This is a genomic window from Rhodococcus sp. G6(2025) (assembly GCF_058628105.1).
Genome location: NZ_CP179750.1, coordinates 2,243,886 through 2,264,374 on the forward strand (window position 1 = coordinate 2,243,886; position 20,489 = coordinate 2,264,374).

A 20,489-nucleotide genomic window follows, 5' to 3' on the forward strand; every position below is an offset into this window, starting at 1 on the left:
GGTGTCCGAAGCCGAAGTACCCCCCGTCGCTCGAGGTCAGGCCGCACTGCTCGGCCCCGCCGAGGTGCGCGCGTTAGCCGAGGAGTTCGGCGTGCGCCCCACCAAGCAGCTGGGGCAGAACTTCGTGCACGACGCCAACACGGTACGCCGCATCGTCGCCACCGCGGGCGTGGGACGCGAGGACACGGTCCTCGAGGTCGGCCCCGGGCTCGGCTCGCTCACGTTGGCGCTGCTCGATGTCGTCGACAAGGTGATCGCCGTCGAGATCGACCCCAACCTCGCGGCGCGACTCCCGGTCACCGTCGCCGACCGGGCTCCGGAACTCGCGGACCGGCTGACCGTGGTCGGCGCGGACGCGATGCGGGTCAAGCCGTCCGAGATCCCCGGTGAGCCCACGGCTCTCGTCGCGAATCTGCCGTACAACGTTGCGGTGCCGGTGCTGCTGCACCTGTTCTCCGAACTTCCCAGTCTCCGAACCGCTCTGGTGATGGTGCAGGCCGAGGTCGCCGACCGGTTGGCGGCGTCCCCGGGCAGCAAGATCTACGGTGTGCCGAGCGTGAAGGCCAATTTCTTCGGCGCCGTGCGACGCGCGGGCGCCGTCGGGCGCGCGGTGTTCTGGCCCGTGCCGAAGGTCGAGTCGGGTCTCGTGCGCATCGACCGGTACGCCGAACCGCCGTGGCCCGTCGACGACGCACACCGCCGCCGTGTGTTCGCCGTCATCGATGCGGCGTTCGCTCAGCGCCGCAAGACTTTACGAGCCGCGCTCAGCGGTTGGGCCGGTTCACCCGCGGAGGCGGAGCGGCGACTGCTCGAGGCCGGCATCGCACCGTCCGCCCGCGGTGAGACCCTCGACGCGGCGGCCTTCGTGCGTCTCGCCGCCACCCAGCCGTGAGTACTTGTTAACCGCGGGACGTTAATAAGTACTCACAGGGGGAATCCCACGGTCATCGGCATCCCGCCGTTCTCGACGGTGCAGGGTCAGGCGTGGCCGGTTCCGGGACGATCGGGGATGGCGCTCGTCCGCTCGAATGCCCACCGGTAGCGGGACCGTCGTGGTGTCGGTGACGGGGAGCGTCACCGTCCTGCCCGGTCAGGGTGCGCCGTGGGCGCCGGACGGGATCGTGGCGCCCGTTGCTCCCGAGGTGTACGCCAATTTCATCCCCTGACCTGCGCGAGTTCGGCCCGGGGGAGACAACCGACCGGATGTGTGGTTCACTATTGGAGGTCGTAAGTTTTGTGTTTGTGTTTCCCACGCTCGCAAATCGATGGTTGCGAGCGTTTGGACGTCCTCCACAGGAATTGTCATAGACGGTCGTGTTCAATGACCCAGGTAACCGAGCCGGTTGCTTGAAGAAGTTACTGTGTTAGAGGAGATTTACATGGCAGAGGGCATCGTGAAGTGGTTCAACTCCGAGAAGGGGTTCGGCTTCATCGCCCCCGAGGATGGCAGCGCTGACGTGTTCGTCCATTACTCGGAGATCCAGAGCGGCGGCTTCCGCACGCTCGAGGAGAATCAGCGCGTTTCGTTCGAGATCGGCCAGGGCAACAAGGGCCCGCAGGCCACCGGCGTCACCCTGATCTGAGAACGGCCATGACTTCCCGGTTCGCCGGGACATGACGTTCGAGCAAGGCCCCACTCGTCAGAGTGGGGCCTTGACTCGTTTCGGTCCGGCTACGCCGACCGCAGGTGAGCGGCCTGATACCCGAGATTCATGGCGCAGACGAGCCAGAGTTGCAGCGCGGAATTCTCCGACGGACCGAACAGCCCGATCACCGCAGCGGCTCCGAGTGCAGCGGCGACGAAGAACGTGGCCGTGCCGAGCGCCCGCCGAGGCCTCGACGAGAAGATCACCACACCCGTGACGAAGAGCGCCCACAGTGTGGTGGCGAGGATGGTCGTGGCGACGAACCAGGCCGTCGAATACCTGCTCGGCCACGTCCACGGCTGGGTTCCGTTGTCGAGGGTGCACACGAACGCCAATGAGAACGCCATGATCACCACCGTCGCGCCCCCGAGCGCCAGATGGCCCCCGACGAGCACCTTCCCGACTGTTCCCGCCTCCGCAGGCGCCCGCGCGCGCCCCTCCTCGACAATCGTGTGCTGCATCCCCGACTACCCCGACCTTTCCTTGTCGTCACCTGGTTGGACGCCGCGCAGGACCGTTCGGTTCCCACGGATTTTCGGTCCGCGGTGACGGCTGAACGGCGTCTCGGTCAGGCGTTACCGTAGCGGTCGGCGAAGAGGCGGTGACGCTCACCCACCCGTCGGCACTCTTCGCGCAGCTCAGGAGGGTCGAGGACGGTGAAGTCGACGCCGAATGCGCTGAGCCAGTTGGCTATCGACGGCACGGAGTCGCCGCCGAGCGCCACTGCGCATCGTCCGTCGGGCATTTCTTCGAGTGTTCCCCAGTCTTCGTGGACCAGGGCCGCCATCTCGTCGGTCGACGCGTGCAGCAGTACCCGTGCGCGGATCCGGGTGACGGCCCGGTTGATGCCGCGTGCGACGAATTCGGCAGCGCCGCCGGGCGGTAGTTCGCGGGGCACGAACCGCGGTCCCGTCGGGATCTTCGGTGTCAGGCGGTCCATGCGGAACGACCGCCAGTCCGCGCGGGTGAGGTCCCAGGCGACGAGGTACCAGCGCAGACCGGATCGGACGAGACGGTACGGCTCCACTTCACGCCGGCTCTCGGTGCCGTCGTGGGTGCTGTAGTCGAATCGGAGTCGTTCGTGGTTGTGGCACACCGAGGCGACGGCCGACAGGACCTGCGCGTCGACGGCGCTCTTCGCGGGCTCGCGGTGGACCACGTCGACCTGCAGCGCCTCGAGACGGTGTCGCAGCCGGGACGGCATCACCTGCCGGAGTTTGGTGAGCGCTCGCATCGACGCCTCCCCGATGCCCACCACGGACCCGGTCGCGCCGGATTGCAGGCCGAGTGCGACGGCCAGGACTTCTTCGTCGTCGAGGAGCAGGGGCGGCATTTCCGCGCCCGCGCCGAGTTGGTAGCCACCGCCCACCCCGACGGTCGCGTCGACGGGGTACCCGAGGTCGCGGAGTTTCTCCACGTCTCGCCGGACCGTGCGTGGGGTGATGCCGAGTCGGTCGGCGAGTTCTGCCCCGGACCAGTCCTTTCGGGTCTGGAGCAGCGACAGCAGCCGGAGGAGTCGTGCCGAAGTTTCCCGCATGCGTCCCAGAATGCCATCGATAGAGGACATCTTCGGTCCTCTATCGACTGTGGGTAACGGTAGGTAACGATTTTCCCACCAGCCCCACGAGTGTCACTACACTGGCGCCGACGCTCCACGGACCATCGCATGTGTACTTCGTGAAAATCCGACGGAAAGGTCTCAGCGTGACGCAGTTTCGTGTTCGGCCCATTTCTTCAGCAGTCAGGGCGCTGCTCGCCACCGTCATGACCACTGCCTTCTGCCTGGCTCTGGCGGTTTCGACCACCGCGACGGCATCCGCCTCGGCCGCCGACCTCTTCAACAGCGCGCAGGGCAGATTCGCCGCAGGTGACACCCGTGGCGCCCTCGCGGACATCGGTGGCGCCGTCGCCGGCGAACCCGGCGACACCAATGCGCTGGCGTTGCAGGCCATCTACGCCGACGCCGCGGGCGACCTGATCACCCGCGAGACCGCGCTCGCCCGGCTCGGCGCGATGGACGGTGGGATGCGCGCCGGCGTCGACGGGATGCTGAACGCGATCAGAATTGCGTCGTTCACGCCCCCGAACCCCCTTCCGGCCATCCAGGGTCCGTCCACCGCGATCATCGTCCTCGGCTTCGGACTGCTCCCCGACGGCGCGATGCGACCGGAATTGATCAACCGCCTGCAGGCAGCGCTCGTCCAGTCGTGGGCCTCGCCGATGTCGCCGATCATCGTCACCGGCGGCAACCCGCAGAACGGCATCACCGAGGCGGCCGCGATGCAGGGGTGGTTGCAGTCGCACGGTGTCCCGGCGCAACGCATCCACCCCGAGCATCGTGCCGGATCGACGGTGGGCAACGCGCTCAACTCCGTTCCGCTCGCGCGCTCGCTCGGTGCGGGCGGCGCGATCATCGTGACGTCGGCCAACCACATCCGCAGGGCAACGGTCGATTTCAACGTCGCCGGACTGCCGGTGGTCGGGGCGATGAGCGCGATCACCAGTGCTGGTCAGCTGATCGCCGAAGTCATGCCGCTGACCAAGGACCAGCAGCTCGGGATGTACCGCGACGCGATCAGGGTGTTCGGCATTCCCGCCGGCTACTGACGCGACTCGTACTCGGCCACGACCGGCGGCTGCGCGACGGGATCCGCGCCGCCGGGGCTGAGCCTTCCGTGGACGGCGTCCTGCATCTTCTGCTTGTCCAGCTGGCCTTCCCAGTTCGAGACGACGAACGTGGCGACACAGTTGCCGAGGAGGTTCACGAACACCCGCATCGAGTCCATGATCCGGTCGGCGCCGAGCAGCACCGCGACCGCCGCGACGGGGAAGATTCCGAGCGCGGTCGCGGTCGCCGACAGCGCGAGGAACGACGACCCGGGTACGCCCGCCATGCCTTTCGACGTGAGGAGCAGGATGAACAGCGCGCCGAGCTGGTCGGCGACGGACAGGTCGTGGCCGGTGGCCTGGGCGAGGAACAGCGTGGAGATGGACAGGTAGATCGCGGCCCCGTCGAGGTTGAACGAGTATCCGGTCGGCACCACGAGCCCGGTCGCGGCCTGTGAGTTCCCGGCGCCGACGAGCTTGGTCATGATGCGGGGAAGCACTGCCTCGGACGATGCGGTTCCCAGCGCGAGACCGAACTCCTCCTTGGTGTAGCGGATGAACGTGAAGATGTTCAGTCCCACGGCGACCTTCGCGATCAGCGCGAGGACGAGGACGAACAGCGCTCCGGCGAGGTAGCAGCACGCGATGAGCGCGGCGAAGCTCCCGAGGGTGGAGATTCCGTACTGGCCGATGATGAACGCCATCGCGCCGAACGCGCCGATCGGGGCGAGCCGCATGATCCAGCCGATGATCATGAAGATGATGTGGCTGAGGTGGTCGACGAATTCGAGGACCAGCGGGGGACCGTGCTCGCCGTACTTGGCCAGCGCGATACCGAAGAGCACCGCGAAGAAGAGGACCTGCAGCAATATATTGTCGGCGAATGCGCCCACCACACTGGTCGGGACGATGTCCATGACGAATTCGACGGCGCCGGGAAGTTCGCCACCGCCGGTCTTCTCCGCGATCTGCTCGGTGCCGTCGGCGAGAGTGGCCGGGTCGATGTCGAATCCGCCGCCGGGCTTGACGATGTTGCCCATCACCAGCCCGAAGAGCAGCGCGAACCCGGTGACGGCGGTGAAGTAGATCAGTGCCTTCACGCCGATCCGTCCGACGGCCTTGACGTCGCCCACCTTGGCGATTCCCGTGACGACCACCGTGAAGATCAACGGCGCGATGAGCATCTTGATCAGCTTGACGAACGTGTCGCCGATCGGTTTGAGCTCCGACCCCACCGTCGGCCACAGCCAGCCGAGAGCGATGCCGCCGACGATTCCGACGAGAAGCTGGACGAACAGGTTGGTGTACCAGGGCGATCGCGTCCCGGTCGGCGACACGTCACCGGGTGGGGGATGGGCGTCAGTGGAGATAGCCATGGGGGAACGCTAGGAAGGCGCTGTGACGGGTTCGTGTCACGAATGTTTCCGCGGTGAGAACGGCGGCCGTTCCGAGCGTGGGCGGTGCCACACTGCAGTTCATGGCAGTATTGCGACGCACCGACCGAGGAGGACACATGCGCTTGTCGCCCCACGAGCAGGAGCGTCTGCTCCTGAGCTACGCCGCGGAACTCGCGCGCAGGCGCCGGCAACGCGGCCTCGTGTTGAACCATCCGGAGGCGGTGGCCCTCATCACGGATCACATCCTGGAGGGGGCCCGCGACGGCCGGTCGGTGGCGGAGTTGATGGTGTCCGGTCGTGAGGTGCTCACCCGGTCCGACGTGATGGAAGGCGTCCCGGAGATGCTGCACGACGTGCAGGTGGAGGCCACGTTCCCGGACGGAACCAAGCTCGTCACCGTCCACGATCCGATTGCGTAGGGGTGACCGTGATTCCAGGTGAAGTCGTGTGCGCCGAGGGCGTGATCGAGCTCAACGAAGGTTCTCCCCGCACCGAACTCGAGGTGGTCAACACCGGTGACCGCCCGGTCCAGGTCGGGAGCCACGTACATTTTCCGCAGGCCAATCACGCCCTGCGGTTCGACCGTTCCGCCGCCCACGGGCTGCGGCTCGACATTCCCGCCGGCACCGCGGTGCGCTTCGAACCGGGTATCGCGCAGACGATTTCACTCGTCCCCTTGCGCGGGACCCGTGAAGTGTACGGGCTGAGCCTCACTCCTCCCGGAAAGCTGGACGCGTCATGACCGAACTCAGCCGCGCACGCTACGCCGAGCTGTTCGGTCCCACGACCGGTGACCGCATCCGGCTCGCCGACACCGACCTGCTGATCGAGATCACCGAGGACCGCAGCGGTGGGCCGGGGCTGGCCGGCGACGAGGCGGTGTTCGGTGGCGGAAAAGTGTTGCGCGAGTCCATGGGGCAGGGTCGCGCGACCCGCGCCGAGGGCGCCCCCGACGCGGTGATCACCGGCGTGGTGGTCGTCGACCATTGGGGAATCATCAAGGCGGACGTCGGTATTCGGGACGGACGCATCGTCGCGCTCGGCAAGGCAGGCAACCCCGACACGATGTCGGGGGTCCACCCCGATCTGGTGGTGGGTCCGTCCACCGAGATCATCGCCGGGAACGGCAAGATTCTCACGGCCGGCGGTATCGACTGTCACGTGCACTTCATCTGCCCGCAGATCATGGACGAGGCGCTGGGCGGCGGCATCACGACGATGATCGGCGGCGGCACCGGCCCCGCCGAGGGCAGCAAGGCCACCACCGTCACCCCCGGTTCGTGGCACACCGCCCGGATGCTGGAGGCACTCGACGGCTGGCCGATGAACATCGCGCTGCTCGGCAAGGGCAACACGGTCAGCTCCGAGTCGATGTGGGAGCAGTTGCGCGGCGGCGTCTCCGGTTTCAAGCTGCACGAGGACTGGGGTTCGACTCCGGCCGCCATCGACGCGTGCCTCACCGTCGCGGACGCCGCGGGAGTGCAGGTGGCCCTCCACTCGGACACTTTGAACGAGGCCGGCTTCGTCGAGGACACTCTCGCGGCCATCGCCGGACGCGCGATCCACGCCTATCACACGGAGGGGGCGGGCGGCGGCCACGCACCGGACATCATCACGGTGGCCGCGCACGCGAACGTCCTGCCGAGTTCGACCAACCCGACCCGGCCGCACACGGTCAACACCCTCGACGAGCATCTCGACATGCTCATGGTGTGCCACCACCTGAGCCCGAAGATCCCGGAGGACCTGGCGTTCGCGGAGAGCCGCATCCGGCCGTCCACCATCGCGGCGGAGGATCTGCTCCACGACCTCGGCGCCATCTCCATGATCGGCAGCGACTCGCAGGCGATGGGACGCATCGGCGAGGTCGTGTTGCGCACGTGGCAGACGGCGCACGTGATGAAACGCAGACGGGGTTTCCTGCCCGGCGACAACGGCGCCGACAATCAGCGCGTCCAGCGGTACGTGGCGAAGTACACGATCTGCCCCGCCGTCGCGCACGGGTTGGAAGCCGAGATCGGATCGGTCGAGGTCGGCAAGCTCGCCGACCTGGTGCTGTGGGATCCGGCGTTCTTCGGTGTCCGGCCGCACGCGGTGATCAAGGGCGGGATGATCGCGTGGGCCGCAATGGGAGATGCCAACGCGTCCATACCGACTCCGCAACCGGTGCTTCCGCGTCCGATGTTCGGGGCGGCGCCCAAGGCGGCGGCCGCCACGTCCGTGCACTTCGTCGCTCCACACGCCCTCGAGGACGGACTGGCCGATCGGCTGGACCTGAGCCGTCGACTGGTGCCGGTCGCGAACGTGCGGTCGCGGGGCAAGTCCGACATGCCCCGCAACGACGCGCAGCCGCGGATCGAGGTGGACCCGGACACGTTCACGGTCCGCATCGACGGCGACGTGTGGGAAGAGCAGCCGGCGGCGGAACTGCCGATGGCCCAGCGATACTTCCTGTTCTGATGCGCCTCGCTCACCTGATGTCCCTCGCCGACTCGCGGCTGCCCACGGGCGGTCACGTGCATTCGGGCGGCATCGAGGAGGCCGTCGCCAGCGGGGTCGTCCGCGACGTCGCCACGATGGAGGCGTTCCTGCGTCGCCGGATACGGACCGCCGGGCTCGTCGGGGGATCGATCACTGCGGCGGTATGCGCCGGCCGGTTCACCGCCGAACACGCCGACGCCGAAATGGATGCGCGAACCCCGTCCCCGGCGGCGCGGTCGTCGTCGCGGGCGCAGGGGAGAGGTCTGCTGCGGCTGGCCCGCACCACGTGGCCCGAGCACGACTGGTCGCCGCTCGGGACACGTCCGCACCTGCCCGTGGTGTCGGGGATGGTCGGATCCGTCACCGCGGTCGAACCGCGGGAGGCGGCGCTGGTCGTCGTGTACACCACCATGACCGGGTCCGCGATCGCCGCGCAGCGTCTGCTCGCTCTCGATCCCGCGCAGGTCGCCGCGTGCACGTTCGCACTGTCCGACCTGTGCGACGACACCGCCGGCCAGTGCGTGACCGGACTGTCCAGCGTGTCCGACCCCTTCATGGATGTCGTCGCCGAGCGGCACGTTCTACGGGACCGCCCCCTGTTCGTGTCGTGACACTCAGCTGTATCCCAGTAAGGAGATCAACCATGCCACCGCATTTCATCGATGGTGAACCCCACGACCACCAGCACGACCGTCCCAGGCGGGTCCGGGTGGCGGGGGAGCCGGTCCGGATCGGGATCGGCGGGCCCGTCGGATCGGGCAAGACGGCGCTCGTCGCCGCGCTGTGCAGGCAACTGCGCGAGGAGTTGTCGCTGGCCGTGCTCACCAACGACATCTACACCACCGAGGACGCGGACTTCCTGCGCCGCCACGCCGTGCTGCCGGACGAGCGCATCGCCGCCGTGCAGACCGGTGGGTGCCCCCACACGGCGATCCGCGACGACATCACCGCCAACCTCGACGCCATCGACGACCTGATCGCGGCCAACCCGCCGCTCGATCTGATCCTGGTGGAGTCCGGCGGCGACAACCTCACCGCGACGTTCTCCTCGGGCCTGATCGACGTGCAGATCTTCGTCGTCGACGTCGCCGGTGGTGACAAGGTTCCCCGCAAGGGTGGTCCCGGTGTGACGTTCTCGGATCTGCTCGTGATCAACAAGACGGACCTCGCGCCCATGGTCGGAGCCGATCTCGGGGTGATGCGCCGCGACGCCGAGAAGGTCCGCGAGGGCAGGCCCACGGCGCTGATCTCGTTGACGGAGGACCCGTCGTCCGGGCCGGCGCTGGAGTGGGTGCGCGAGCAGGTGCGCACCCTCGCCGACGTGCACCAGTAGTGCGCACCGAACTGACGATCGTCGCGTCCCCCGACCGCAGTCCGCGGATCTCCGCGGTCGGGGGACTGGCGGCGCGGATCACCGGCCGCGACACGGTCCACGTGATCGGCACCGCCGCGACCCCGCTCGGCGGCGATCACTGGGAGATCACGGTCCGGGTCCGGTCGGGTGCCCGGCTGACGCTGCGCAGCGTCGCGGCGTCCCTGGCCCTGCCCGGCCGGGGTCGTGTGCTGTCCACGGCGCAGTGGTCGGTGGAGGTCGAGGACGACGCCGTGCTCGACTGCGCGCTCGAACCCACGGTGATCGCGGGCGGCGCGGAGCATCGCGTCGAGACGACGGTGTCCCTCACCGAGTCGTCGACGGTGCTGCTGCGTGAGCGGGTGCAGATCGGCCGGGCGGGGGAGAGCGCGGGACGCTGGGTCGGGGTCACCAACGCCGATCTCGGCGCCCTGCCGCTGCTCCGGCACGAGCTGGAACTCGGCGTCGGCACCGTGTCGCACGACGTTCTGGACGGCCCGGCGGCCGTCACGAGTGAATTGCGGTACCCGGACGACCGGCCCGCGGACGTCACCGGCGACATCCGGTCGGCGCGGACCCGTCTGCCCCTCGCCCGAGGCGGCAGCCTCACCACCCGGCTCGGCCCGCACCTGTGACGCGGTGAGTGGCAAAGTGCGTGATGGTGCGCATTTCCGCACCCGTACCGGGAGCGCCTAAGCTCTACCCTTGTGCTTTCCGTCGTTCCTCGCCCCGTCGTAGTCAGGGCCCCGTCCAAGGTCAATCTGCATCTGGCCGTCGGGGACTTGCGTGACGACGGCTATCACGAGTTGAACACGGTGTTCCAGGCGCTCTCGCTCAGCGACACGGTGTCGGTGGTCCCCGCGGAGACGCTGTCGGTGACGGTCCGCGGTGAGGACGCCCGCGTCGTGCCCACCGACAGCAGCAACCTCGTGTGGCAGGCCGCCGAGCTGCTCGCGGCCGAGTCGGGGCGGCGCCCGGACGTCGAGATCGCCATCGACAAGGGCATCCCGGTGGCCGGGGGCATGGCCGGCGGCAGCGCGGACGCCGCGGCGACGCTGGTCGGGCTGAACGCGCTGTGGCAACTCGACCTGTCGCGGGAGGAACTCGACGGGTTCGCCGCGAAGCTCGGCAGCGACGTTCCGTTCTCCCTCCACGGTGGCACCGCGGTCGGCACGGGACGCGGCGAGCGACTTCTGCCGGTGCTCTCCCGCAGCACGTTCCACTGGGTGCTCGCGCTCGCGAAGGGCGGCTTGAGCACACCGACCGTGTTCCGGGAGCTGGACCGGTTGCGTGCCGACGGGAATCCGCCGCGACTCGGCGGACCCGAAGACCTGATGCACGCGCTCACGACGGGCGACGCCGCGACGCTGGCCCCGTTGCTGGGCAACGACTTGCAGTCGGCCGCGCTGTCGCTGAATCCGGGCCTGCGGCGGACGCTGCGAGCCGGGGTCGCGGCGGGCGCACTGGCCGGCATCGTCTCCGGGTCCGGTCCGACCTGTGCCTTTCTTTGTGCTGAAGCGGATGCCGCGGTCCGGGTCAGCGCAGAACTCGCAGGTGCGGGGGTGTGTCGCACGGTGCGGGTCGCCAGCGGACCCGTACCGGGCGCCCGAATAATCAACGACGCGGCGGAGGGATCGCACTGATGGCGAATCTGATCAATCTCGAGCAGGTATCGAAGTCCTTCGGCATCAAGCCGCTGCTCGATTCGGTATCCCTCGGAGTGCAGGAGGGCGAACGCATCGGCGTCGTCGGCCTCAACGGCGGTGGCAAGACCACCATGCTCGAGGTGCTGGCCGGCGTGGAGGCGCCCGATTCCGGACGAGTCAGCCGGGTCGGCGGCCTGCGCATGGCAGTGGTGACCCAGCGCGGCGTCCTGCCGCCCGGTTCGAGCGTGGGCGACGTGGTGCTCGGACCGCTCGGGGTGGCCGACCACGAGTGGGCGGGCGACGCCCGCATCCGGTCGATCCTGGCCGGCATCGGCATCGACAACCTGGGGCTCGAGGTGTCGGTGGACGGGCTGTCCGGTGGTGAGCGGCGACGCGTCGCACTGGCCGCCGCGCTCGTCCAGGACCTCGACCTGCTGGTGCTCGACGAGCCGACCAACCACCTCGACGTCGAGGGTGTGCAGTGGCTGGCGGAACATCTCGTCAGTCGTCGCAGCGCGCTGGTGGTCGTGACCCACGACCGGTGGTTCCTCGACACCGTCGCCAACCGCACGTGGGAAGTGGTGGGCGGCAAGGTCGAAAGCTACGAGGGCGGCTACAACGACTGGATCTTCGCCCGCGCGGAGCGCTCCCGGCAGGCCGACGCGTCCGAGGAACGTCGCCGCAACCTCGCTCGCAAGGAATTGGCCTGGCTGCGGCGCGGTGCCCCCGCCCGCACGTCCAAGCCGAAGTACCGGATCGAGGCCGCGGAGGCGTTGATCGCGGACGTCCCACCGCCCCGCGACAACGTGGCGCTGGCGTCGTTCGCGCAGCGCCGGCTCGGCAAGGTCGTCATCGAACTCGAGGATGCGCGCCTGGAGACGCCGGACGGCCGGGTGCTCGTCGACGACCTCACGTGGCGGTTGGCGCCGGGGGAGCGGGTCGGCCTGGTCGGCGTCAACGGCTCCGGCAAGACGACGCTCCTGCGCACGCTCGCCGGGGAGATCTCGCCGGCGTCGGGCAAGCGCATCCAGGGGCAGACGGTGCACATCGGCTGGCTCCGTCAGGAACTCGACGATCTGCCGACGAACATGCGGGTCCTCGAGGCCGTCAAGGACGTTGCCGAGCGGATCACGTTGGGCGACAAAGAGGTATCGGCCGGGCAGCTCGCCGAACGGCTGGGCTTCACGCCTGCGCGGCAGCGGACACCGGTCGGTGACCTGTCCGGTGGCGAGCGTCGCCGGCTGCAGCTGACCCGTGTGCTGATGTCGGAGCCGAACGTACTGTTGCTCGACGAGCCGACCAACGACCTCGACATCGACACGCTGCAGCAGCTCGAGGACATTCTCGACGGCTGGGCGGGCACGATGGTCGTCATCAGCCACGACCGGTACCTGATCGAACGCATCTGTGACTCCACGTGGGCGTTGTTCGGCGACGGCAAGCTGACCAACCTGCCCGGTGGGATCGAGGACTACCTGCGTCGCCGGGCGAAGATGGTCGACACCGGCGCGCCGTCGGTGGCGTCGACGGCGACCGGTGCGTCGGCCCCCAAGCAGCTGCGGGACGGGGCCGCCGAACGCGCCGCGCGCAAGGAACTGTCGCGTCTCGAGCGGGCCGTGGCGAAGCTGGACGACCGGGAACGGAAGCTGCACGAGAAGCTGGCGGAGGCGGCCACCGATCCGGACAAGCTGCAGAAGCTCGACACCGAGCTCAAGCAGGTCGTCGCGGAGAAGGAAGCCACCGAGGAACAGTGGATGGAGCTGGCCGCCGAGCTGGATTAGTGTCCCCGGCCCGTCAGAACCGCACCGACAGGATGCCGTCGCGGTCCGTGACGTGAACGGTCCGCCCGATCACCGACCCCGCCGGGGTCTGTGCGAACGCGGACAATGCGAGCGCCTCCTCGGAGCCGGTATGTCCGGCCAGGCGCCGGCCGTCGGGGGTGTGCGCAACGACGAAGCCGGTCGCGGGGGCGCCGTCCCGCCCGTACTCCACGGTGGATGTGACGATGTCGGCTCGTCCTTCATAGCTGGTGACGAGTTCCGGCGCCTCCGCCGCGAGTTGCACCGGCGCCGGATCGCCGACGTATCCACCCGGGTGCGGGGCGCCCGCCAGCAACACCACGTGCTGGTACGTCAGATAGCCGCCGTTGCCGTGGACCAGGGCCGGTCCCGCGCCTTCCCTCAGTCGGCGGGTGACCTCGGCGATCGAGTGCAGCGTGTAACTGTTGAGGGGACCGCCGAAGAAGGAGTGGCCGCCCGTCACGCTCGGCACGATGCTTTCGGGCAGGCCGAGCGTGCGGGTGAGTAGCTTCGGCACCACCGGGAAGCAGCTGTACGCGTCGACGATGTCGAGTGCCGAGGCGTCGATCGAGGCCCGCGACAGTGCCCGGTGAACTGCATCCGTCATGGCCGTGGACGTGCCGAAACCGTTGCGGCTCAGGACGTCCACGGGATCGGTGGCTCCCGCGCCGCCCCACAGGAACACCGTGCGGTCCTCCGGAACGCCGTGTTCGCGCGCAACGGCGAGGGAGCACACCAGCGTCGCGGCGGCCTGATCGACGAACGGCATGGCGTTGAGCATCAACGGGTACGGCTCGCACACCATCCGGTTGCCCGGACCCACCGTGGCGATCTCCTCCGCGGAATACACCCCGGACGTCCACGACGCGGGGTTCTTCGCCGCCAGTTCGGAGAACGCCGAATACATCCGGGCCGACTCGGCCAGCGACTGATCGGGTCCGACACCCGACTCGTGCGCCACCCGGTTCTCGAACAACGGGTACACCCGGGTCGGAACGATCAGGCCGGCACGCTGCATCGCGGGGCTCCCGAGATCCGCCGGGTCGAACGCGGGGGGACCGCCCGGCGCCGACGCCCAGCCCAGTGACGCGGGATCGGTGCCCGACTTCCGGAGCGCCGTCATGGTCGCCTGCGCCTCACCGCCGACGAGGAGCGCGCCCGCCGACCGGCCCGCGGCGATGTCGGCGCCGATGCGGTCGAGGAGCGCCGCGGGCCAGTGGCCGCCGATCGGGGACGTGCTCGACCGTCGTGACGGCAGATTCAACCGGGCGGCCAGCAGTCCGGGGAGATCGTCGTACGACCAGCTGACGGTCTTCACCGCATGGATTGCGTCGATCCGGGAGCCGAGGGTCGCGGAGCCGCTGTCGGCGAGAGCAGCACGCGCGGCGTCGGTGATCAGGTCGAGCGGTTCACGCGGGGCCGCCGGATCGCCTGCACGGCCGGAGCGGATGTCGCCGACTCCGACGATCACCGGTATGCGGGTCGGATCCATGGATTCCCCTCTCGTGTGACCACGTCAGCGTCACGATAGCGCCGGACGAGATACCTGTGGATTCGGGGTCACAGCAATCCCGACCGGATATCGAAATGTTATGTGTAGCAACGGAATTAGAATGCTGATGCTCGAAGATGTGAAACCCTCGGGCCCGCGGGGCCGGCGCGCCCGGGCCCTCGCCAAGTGAGGGTAGCCTAAGGTAGTGTGACTGGTGTGCGGGTGCCCAGGCCATGCAGTCATTTCGTAACCTTTTCGTGTCCCGGATCACGGCCTGAATATGCATGATCTGGGCAAAACGGGGGAAACCAAGGCGAACCTGCAGATAATCCGACTAATCTGCAGTCCAGGGCTTGCATGTTCGCTGCACAGGAGGCGGGGGTCATGGATCTCGAAGCAATCAAACAGATCGAGCAGCTCAAGCACCGTTACTCACGTGCTCTCGATACGAAGTCGTGGGTGGAGTTCGCCGACACGATGGTCCCGGACGTCACGGCGACGTACAGCGAATACCTCACGTTCGATTCCCGTGACTCATTCGTGTCCTTCCTCGAGAACACTCTCGGGACCCACGTCATCACCGAGCATCAGTGCGGCCAGCCCGAGATCACCGTCACCGGTGACACCGCGGTAGGGGTGTGGTTTCTCGCGGACACCACGCTGATTCCCGAGGACGGCATGCTGCTGCGCGGGTCTGCCTATTATCACGATCGTTATCTTCGGTGCCCCGACGGAAACTGGCGGATCACGCACACCGGCTACGAACGCACCTGGGAATCGGTTGCGGCGCTCTCCGATTTCCCGAGTTTCCGGCTCACGTCCAACAAGTGGGCGATGTTGCAACCTCCGGCGTCTGCCTGAGGGAGCACACTGGGACTCGACGCGCACCGCGGACACTGGGAGGTGACGATGGCTCCGGAAGTCCCCGTTCCCGGCGCGCTGCCGTATCTGACGGTGCGGCGGGGTGTCGAGGCCATCGAGTGGTATTCCAAGGTGTTCGGCGCCGAGGTGGTGGGTGAACCGATCGTCATGGAGGACGGCCGGGTCGGTCATGCGGAACTGCGGTTGCCGAGCGGCATGATCTATCTCGCCGAGGAGTTCCCAGAGATGGGTCTGACGGCGCCGGAATCGGGTTCGACGTCCGTGAGTCTGATGTTGTCCGTCGACGACCCCGATGCCGTCCTGGCGGGTGCCCGCGACGCAGGCGGCAAGGTGGAACGGTGGATCTCGGAGGGCCACGGACACCGCAACGCGACACTCATCGATCCGTTCGGTCACCGTTGGATGCTGGTGGGGCCGACGGATCCGGCCGCGTCGGCCTGAAGACCCGGGCCGCGGCTACTGTCGGCACATGCCGACCACACCCGACCGTTCGTCGTTTCCGGACACCCGCGCATGGATTCGCGCCCTGCCCGCACTCGGCGGCGATACACCCCCGCCCGTCGACACTCTTCCGGACGCGCCGACCACGCTGTTTCTCGACTGGATCACGCAGGCCGCAGCGGCCGGTGTTCCGGAACCGCACGCGGCTGCGCTGTCGACCGTCGATGCCGACGGCAATCCGGACGCGCGTTTCCTGCTCCTCAAGGACGTCACCGAGCAGGGCTTCTGGTTCTCGGGTGACACTCGCTCGCCGAAGGGCCGTGAACTATCCGCGAATGCCATTGCAGCACTGTCGTTCTACTGGCGCGAACAGGGCCGGCAGGTGCGGGTGCGCGGTTCCGTCGTCGAAGGCGATCCGGCACTCTCCGCCCGCGACTTCCGCGAACGGTCGGTCACCGCGCGGGCCGTGGCAGCCGCCAGCCGTCAGAGCGAGGTCCTGGACGATCCCGCCGAATACGAACGCGCCGTCGCGGCGGCGGTGGCCCGCATCGAGGCCGACCCCGACTTCGTGTCGGGCACCTGGCGGGCGTGGTGCATCGTCCCCGACAGTGTCGAGTTCTGGCAGGCGGACGCCGGGCGCAGGCACGTGCGCCAGCTCTACCGCCGCGAGTCCGGCCGGTGGATCCGCGAGGTGCTGTGGCCCTGACCGCGCCCGGCGGCGGGGGTCAGCGTGCGGTCGCGGACGGCGAGCGCAGGTCGACGACGATCGACTGGCCGTTCAGCTTCGCGTGGATCTCGGGGCGCTCGAACCCGGCCGCGACGAGGTACTCGCCGAGCAGCGCCAGCAGTTCGTCGGCGTCCACCGTGGGATCGGCGGAGTGACTGCTCGCCGACGCGAGGTGCTCCTCGAGCAGTTCGGTGTGTGCAAGACGGCCCGCGACTCGCACGGCTGCCACTCCCATCGCGTTGCGTCGCATGACGGTGCGCCCACGAGATTCGAGCGACGCCGTCGTGTCGGAGGCCTCGGCCGGCTCCTCGGAGCTGTGCGAACCCGAGCTGCGCGTCGGCAGCGGGAAGGTGAACGTCTCGGCGGAGCTGGCCGTGGACTTGCCGTTGCCGCTGCTGTTGCTGCCGGTCAGCCCGCCCGTGCTCGGTTCGGCGAAGGGGGACTCCGACGCCGAACTCGTGCCGGCGGAGCCGTTGCTGCCCGATCCGTTGGTGGAAATGCCGTTCTCCATCGTGTCGCTTCCTGCTCGTGGCCAAACGGGTACCGCGCAAAGCCCGTCAGTCTGCTCGATTCGACCTGAAAGCTACCAGGAGGGTCCGGCGAGCCGCACACCTCGACGGCTCACCGAACCCCTTCGGCCCTCAATTCCCGGGCCCAGGCGGACGCGTGCTTCGTGAGCACGCCGGCGATCCGCTCCAGCTCACCCGGGTACGACGCGACCTCGGCGGGCATGGACACACTGAGGGCGTCGGTGGCGGGGATTCGGTAGGGCACGACGGTCGCGATGCACACCACGCCGACCGTCCCCTGTTCCCGTTCCAGGGCCCACCCGCGGTTGCGCACCTCGCCCAGTTCGGTGACGAGATCGTCGACGTCGACGATGGTGTTCTCGGTGAATCGTTCGAGTTTCGCGGGAAGCATCTCCCGGACCTCGCTGGTGGTGAGCTCGGCGAGGAGGGCCTGCCCGAGTGCGGTGACGTGGCACGGCAGCTTGCGGCCGACGCGGTGCATGCGCCGAACCTCGACCTTCGAACCGCGGCTGGCGAGATAGATGACGCTGGCCTCGTCGCGCCGCGCGAAGTGGACGGTATGACTGACCTCCGACCGGAGCGCCTCGAGCACCGCCGCCGCCCTCGACACGACCGAATCCTTGTCGAGGTACGACGTGCCTGCGAGCAGGGCGTGGGTGCCGATGCCGTAGCGCGACCCCGACTCGTCGGCTTCGATCCACCGCAGATCCTTGAGCGTGCGCAGGAGGGCGTGCAGGCTCGAGCGCGGATACTTGCACGCTTCCTGCAACTCGCCGAGGCTCATGCGCGTCGGCGATGCGGCGAGCGTCTCGAGGATGTGGATGGTGCGCTCGGCAGATTTGACTGGCTGGGTTTCCGGCGCTGCCCCACGCATGTCTTCTGTCACCATGAAGACACTATCTCTCATTCTGAACGCGATATCACCTACTGACCCGTGTTCGGTGCCGGCGACGTGGCGCATTCAGTACTCCGCGACGAGGTTGGCCGCGATGTACTCGAGATCGATGTCCTCGCCGAGGCCCGGTCTCTGCGGCATCGCCACCATGCCGTTCTCGTCGACGGGGTCGACGATGGAATTCAGGTGCGGCGGAACCCAGTCGTAATCCACGTGCGGGTGCAGCAGACCGCGCTCGTACCACTGGACGTTGTTGCCCGCTCCGACGAGCGCGAGGTTGGGGGCGCCGTTGCCGTGGATCTCGCACTCGAGTCCGAAACCCTCGGCCATGTGCATCGTCTTCAGGGCCGGTGTGATGCCACCACCGTTCATGGCCCCGACCCGCAGGATGTCGCACGCCTCGTTCGCTATCCAGTCGGCACGAGACCGGTGCCGGCCCGGCGTGGTCTCGGGTCCGATCAGCGGGGTGTCGATCTGGTCGGCGAGCCACTTGTACGACCGCAGCGAGAACTCGTCCATCGGCTCCTCGAACCAGTCGAACTTCAGCCGGTCCAGCTCGCGACCGAGCTTCAGCGCGTCGGTGCGCGAGTACCAGTGGTACCCGTCGAGCATCAGCGAAAAGTTCTCGCCGACGGCATCACGCACGGCGGCACACGCGTCGATGTCCCGGGTCAGATTCGGGGAGCCGGGCAGCGGGGGCATCCAGGTGTGCAGCTTGATGCCCTGGTAGCCCCGCTTCTTCAGCGCGACCGCGAAGTTCGCGTAATCCTCCGGGGTGGCGAGGCCGCCTTCGATGTCGTCGCCGCACATGGTGCTCGCGTACGCCTTGATCTCGGTGCGCGCACCGCCGAGCAGCTTCCAGACCGGCGTGTCGAACTTGTTGCCTGCCAGGTCCCACAATGCCTGGTCCACGTAGCTGCAGCTGTGCTCGGGAAGTTCGACAGCCCGGGTGCGCTGACGAATCGCGAACTTCTTGTCCATTGCCTCGCGTGCCAGCGGATCGGAGCCGATCAGGACCGGCCGGAAGTGCTGCTCCACCTGATCCTGCCGAAGGTAGTTCGGCTTGCCCAGAACGTAACCGCTGACGCCGTCGGAGTCGGTGATCCGCAGGAGCGCCCCCGTTGCAGGCATGGACGGGCCGGGATGGCGATGACCGTACGAGTCGACCGAGGTGCGTGCCTCGGTCTTGAAAACCTGCACGGCGACTTCTGTGATCACGCTGGACATGATGATTCGCTTCCTGTTCGAAATCTTCTACTTGCCCTGGCGGGCGATGTACTTGGCCATGGAGCGATCGAGTTTCTCGGCGAAGTCGTCGGCGAAATCCTGTGCGCTGAGCTGCCCGATGAGCACCTTCTGCCACTGGCCGAGCATCTGCACCTGAACGATCTTCCCGAAGTCGGGGAGGTAGTCCGGAGGGGTGACCAGTACGGTTTCCGGGTCGTCCAGTGCCGCGAGCGCGGCCTGCACCGACGGCATGTTCGCGAACTCGGGAGCCGAACGCGCCGTCTTGTTGACCGGGATCTGTCCGACGCGCTCGTTCCAGTACGCCTGCGATTCCTGAGAGGTCATGAACTCGACGAACTTCCAGGCCGCGGCCTGATTCTTGCTGCTCTTGAACACGGTGTACGACGGGAACGGGTCCGTCATGACGGTGCGCTTTCCGTCCTCGTTACGCGGCAGCGCCACAGCTCCGGCCTTGTCGCCGAGTGCCTTCTCGTGGTTGCTCAGCGAGCCGAGGTTGTGCTGCATCATGGCCACCGAGCCGCCGCCGAAGCTCGCGACCATCTGCGGGAAGCCGTTGTTGACGTCGGCGGTCGGGGTGTCGACGTCGTAGAGCGCTGCGAAGCGTTCGATGGCGTCGACCATCTCGGGACGGTTCAGCGTCGACTCGCCGTCTTCGAAGAAGCTCTCGACGCCGGTGCTGGCGAACATGTACTGCAGCAGCGGGTAGATCGATCCGGCGCCACCGCGGATGGTGAATCCGTAACGGCCGTCGTCCTTGTCGGTCAGAGTCTGTGCGGCCTCGTAGAATTCGTCGTACGTGTCGGGGGGTTCGATCCCGGCTTCGGCGAACCAGTCGGCGCGGTACCAGAGGGTGGCGTTGTTGCTGGTGTAGGGCAGACCGTACAGGTGCTCGCCGCCACCGGATTCACGTGCCGACTCGAGAATTCCGGCGTCGTACTCGTTGTGCTGCGGTGACGCCGCCACGAAGTCGTCGAGTGAGATGACGGCGTTCTGGGCGACGAGCGGGGCCAGGTAGGCGGTCGAGACGATCCCGAGATCGGGCGCCGAACCGCCGGCGAGCGCGGTCTGGTACTTCTGCTGGGCGCTGTCCGACGGCAGGCCCACGTATTCGATGTCGATGCCGGGGTTGGCGGCCTCGAACCGCCGGATGAGCTCCTCGTACAGCGGAGTGCGGTCCGGACCGGCGTTGTTGTCCCAGAAGGTGAGCCGCGCGTTGTTCGGGTCGCCGAGTGCCCCGTCGGGCAGGGAGGTTTCGGAACTGCAGGAGGCGAGCACAAGCGTGGCCGCCGCGCCTATCAGGGTCGACCGCAGGAGCGTTCGCCGGTTCATGTGAGTCCTCTTTTCGAA

General features: G+C 68.0%; 23 protein-coding genes. 15 read left to right on the plus strand and 8 right to left on the minus strand.

From position 1 onward, the window contains the following. The first annotated feature begins 1 nt into the window (after position 1). The 3 genes from rsmA (at position 2) to ACLIVD_RS10145 (ending at position 1,583) form a co-directional block, all read left to right on the plus strand. A complete protein-coding gene (rsmA, locus tag ACLIVD_RS10135; protein WP_283331500.1) occupies positions 2-892 on the plus strand; it encodes a 16S rRNA (adenine(1518)-N(6)/adenine(1519)-N(6))-dimethyltransferase RsmA in 891 nt (296 codons plus the stop codon). A gap of 136 nt (positions 893-1,028) precedes the next feature. Continuing rightward, the gene (locus ACLIVD_RS10140) at positions 1,029-1,166 is read left to right on the plus strand and encodes a hypothetical protein (RefSeq protein WP_491932403.1); all 138 of its coding nucleotides are present in this window, start codon (positions 1,029-1,031) and stop codon (positions 1,164-1,166) included. Between the two features lie 213 nt (positions 1,167-1,379). After that, positions 1,380-1,583: a cold-shock protein gene (locus ACLIVD_RS10145; protein ID WP_005255446.1), complete on the plus strand. Its 204-nt coding sequence runs from the start codon at positions 1,380-1,382 to the stop codon at positions 1,581-1,583. A gap of 89 nt (positions 1,584-1,672) precedes the next feature. Here the strand turns inward: ACLIVD_RS10145 and ACLIVD_RS10150 are convergent, their stop codons facing one another. Both ACLIVD_RS10150 and ACLIVD_RS10155 read right to left on the minus strand, forming a co-directional pair. Next, on the minus strand, positions 1,673-2,107 hold the full coding sequence (locus ACLIVD_RS10150) for a hypothetical protein (protein ID WP_317568158.1): 435 nt from the start codon (positions 2,105-2,107) through the stop codon (positions 1,673-1,675). 107 nt (positions 2,108-2,214) lie between these two features. Further along, positions 2,215-3,183 (minus strand): helix-turn-helix transcriptional regulator, encoded by a 969-nt coding sequence (locus ACLIVD_RS10155; RefSeq protein ID WP_491932869.1) that lies wholly within the window; start codon positions 3,181-3,183, stop codon positions 2,215-2,217. Between the two features lie 227 nt (positions 3,184-3,410). Between ACLIVD_RS10155 and ACLIVD_RS10160 the strand changes: the two genes are divergently transcribed. After that, positions 3,411-4,253: a YdcF family protein gene (locus ACLIVD_RS10160; RefSeq protein WP_283354019.1), complete on the plus strand. Its 843-nt coding sequence runs from the start codon at positions 3,411-3,413 to the stop codon at positions 4,251-4,253. Here ACLIVD_RS10160 and ACLIVD_RS10165 read toward each other — a convergent pair. Further along, complete coding sequence (locus ACLIVD_RS10165; protein WP_491932404.1) at positions 4,247-5,629, minus strand: cation:dicarboxylate symporter family transporter; 1,383 nt, start codon at positions 5,627-5,629, stop codon at positions 4,247-4,249. The two genes, ACLIVD_RS10160 and ACLIVD_RS10165, sit on opposite strands and share 7 nt — an antisense overlap. Before the next feature lie 137 nt (positions 5,630-5,766). Between ACLIVD_RS10165 and ACLIVD_RS10170 the strand changes: the two genes are divergently transcribed. The 8 genes from ACLIVD_RS10170 to ACLIVD_RS10205 all read left to right on the plus strand — a co-directional run bounded on the left by ACLIVD_RS10170 (position 5,767) and on the right by ACLIVD_RS10205 (position 12,909). Beyond that, positions 5,767-6,069 carry an urease subunit gamma gene (locus ACLIVD_RS10170; protein WP_005238744.1) on the plus strand — a complete coding sequence of 101 codons (303 nt, stop codon included), beginning with the start codon at positions 5,767-5,769 and terminating at the stop codon, positions 6,067-6,069. A gap of 8 nt (positions 6,070-6,077) precedes the next feature. Beyond that, on the plus strand, positions 6,078-6,392 hold the full coding sequence (locus ACLIVD_RS10175) for an urease subunit beta (RefSeq protein ID WP_491932405.1): 315 nt from the start codon (positions 6,078-6,080) through the stop codon (positions 6,390-6,392). After that, a complete protein-coding gene (locus tag ACLIVD_RS10180; RefSeq protein ID WP_491932406.1) occupies positions 6,389-8,110 on the plus strand; it encodes an urease subunit alpha in 1,722 nt (573 codons plus the stop codon). Before ACLIVD_RS10175 ends, ACLIVD_RS10180 begins: the two co-directional genes overlap by 4 nt. Further along, on the plus strand, positions 8,110-8,742 hold the full coding sequence (locus ACLIVD_RS10185) for an urease accessory protein UreF (RefSeq protein ID WP_283331495.1): 633 nt from the start codon (positions 8,110-8,112) through the stop codon (positions 8,740-8,742). The genes ACLIVD_RS10180 and ACLIVD_RS10185 overlap by 1 nt, the downstream gene beginning before the upstream one ends. Positions 8,743-8,774: 32 nt before the next feature. Beyond that, positions 8,775-9,464, plus strand: coding sequence for an urease accessory protein UreG (gene ureG / locus ACLIVD_RS10190; protein ID WP_280781386.1), 690 nt, complete (start codon positions 8,775-8,777; stop codon positions 9,462-9,464). Continuing rightward, entirely contained in the window at positions 9,464-10,117 is a 654-nt protein-coding gene (locus ACLIVD_RS10195; protein WP_491932407.1) for an urease accessory protein UreD, read from the plus strand. Before ureG ends, ACLIVD_RS10195 begins: the two co-directional genes overlap by 1 nt. A 72-nt stretch (positions 10,118-10,189) precedes the next feature. Continuing rightward, positions 10,190-11,125: a 4-(cytidine 5'-diphospho)-2-C-methyl-D-erythritol kinase gene (locus ACLIVD_RS10200; protein WP_105413301.1), complete on the plus strand. Its 936-nt coding sequence runs from the start codon at positions 10,190-10,192 to the stop codon at positions 11,123-11,125. Further along, positions 11,125-12,909, plus strand: a complete 1,785-nt coding sequence (locus tag ACLIVD_RS10205; protein ID WP_283331493.1) for an ABC-F family ATP-binding cassette domain-containing protein — start codon at positions 11,125-11,127, stop codon at positions 12,907-12,909. The genes ACLIVD_RS10200 and ACLIVD_RS10205 overlap by 1 nt, the downstream gene beginning before the upstream one ends. A 13-nt stretch (positions 12,910-12,922) precedes the next feature. On the opposite strand, the gene ACLIVD_RS10210 is transcribed toward ACLIVD_RS10205, so the two are convergent. Further along, the gene (locus tag ACLIVD_RS10210; RefSeq protein WP_491932408.1) at positions 12,923-14,419 is read right to left on the minus strand and encodes an acetyl-CoA acetyltransferase; all 1,497 of its coding nucleotides are present in this window, start codon (positions 14,417-14,419) and stop codon (positions 12,923-12,925) included. 384 nt (positions 14,420-14,803) lie between these two features. Here ACLIVD_RS10210 and ACLIVD_RS10215 point away from each other — a divergent pair, with 384 nt between their 5' ends. Genes ACLIVD_RS10215 through ACLIVD_RS10225 form a run of 3 tightly spaced genes read left to right on the plus strand, consistent with a single transcriptional unit; the run spans position 14,804 to position 16,448 of the window. Beyond that, a complete protein-coding gene (locus tag ACLIVD_RS10215) occupies positions 14,804-15,280 on the plus strand; it encodes a nuclear transport factor 2 family protein (RefSeq protein ID WP_009478940.1) in 477 nt (158 codons plus the stop codon). A gap of 48 nt (positions 15,281-15,328) precedes the next feature. After that, a complete protein-coding gene (locus ACLIVD_RS10220) occupies positions 15,329-15,742 on the plus strand; it encodes a VOC family protein (RefSeq protein WP_164059195.1) in 414 nt (137 codons plus the stop codon). A 28-nt stretch (positions 15,743-15,770) separates the two neighbouring features. Next, positions 15,771-16,448, plus strand: a complete 678-nt coding sequence (locus ACLIVD_RS10225) for a pyridoxine/pyridoxamine 5'-phosphate oxidase (protein WP_491932410.1) — start codon at positions 15,771-15,773, stop codon at positions 16,446-16,448. Positions 16,449-16,467: 19 nt separating this feature from the next. Here the strand turns inward: ACLIVD_RS10225 and ACLIVD_RS10230 are convergent, their stop codons facing one another. The 4 genes from ACLIVD_RS10230 to ACLIVD_RS10245 all read right to left on the minus strand — a co-directional run bounded on the left by ACLIVD_RS10230 (position 16,468) and on the right by ACLIVD_RS10245 (position 20,471). Beyond that, positions 16,468-16,980: a metal-sensitive transcriptional regulator gene (locus tag ACLIVD_RS10230; protein WP_491932411.1), complete on the minus strand. Its 513-nt coding sequence runs from the start codon at positions 16,978-16,980 to the stop codon at positions 16,468-16,470. A gap of 110 nt (positions 16,981-17,090) precedes the next feature. Then, positions 17,091-17,888 carry an IclR family transcriptional regulator gene (locus ACLIVD_RS10235; protein WP_164059190.1) on the minus strand — a complete coding sequence of 266 codons (798 nt, stop codon included), beginning with the start codon at positions 17,886-17,888 and terminating at the stop codon, positions 17,091-17,093. A 72-nt stretch (positions 17,889-17,960) separates the two neighbouring features. Next, positions 17,961-19,121 carry an enolase C-terminal domain-like protein gene (locus ACLIVD_RS10240; protein WP_418342245.1) on the minus strand — a complete coding sequence of 387 codons (1,161 nt, stop codon included), beginning with the start codon at positions 19,119-19,121 and terminating at the stop codon, positions 17,961-17,963. Between the two features lie 27 nt (positions 19,122-19,148). Continuing rightward, on the minus strand, positions 19,149-20,471 hold the full coding sequence (locus ACLIVD_RS10245) for an ABC transporter substrate-binding protein (protein ID WP_241961812.1): 1,323 nt from the start codon (positions 20,469-20,471) through the stop codon (positions 19,149-19,151). Positions 20,472-20,489: the final 18 nt, after the last annotated feature.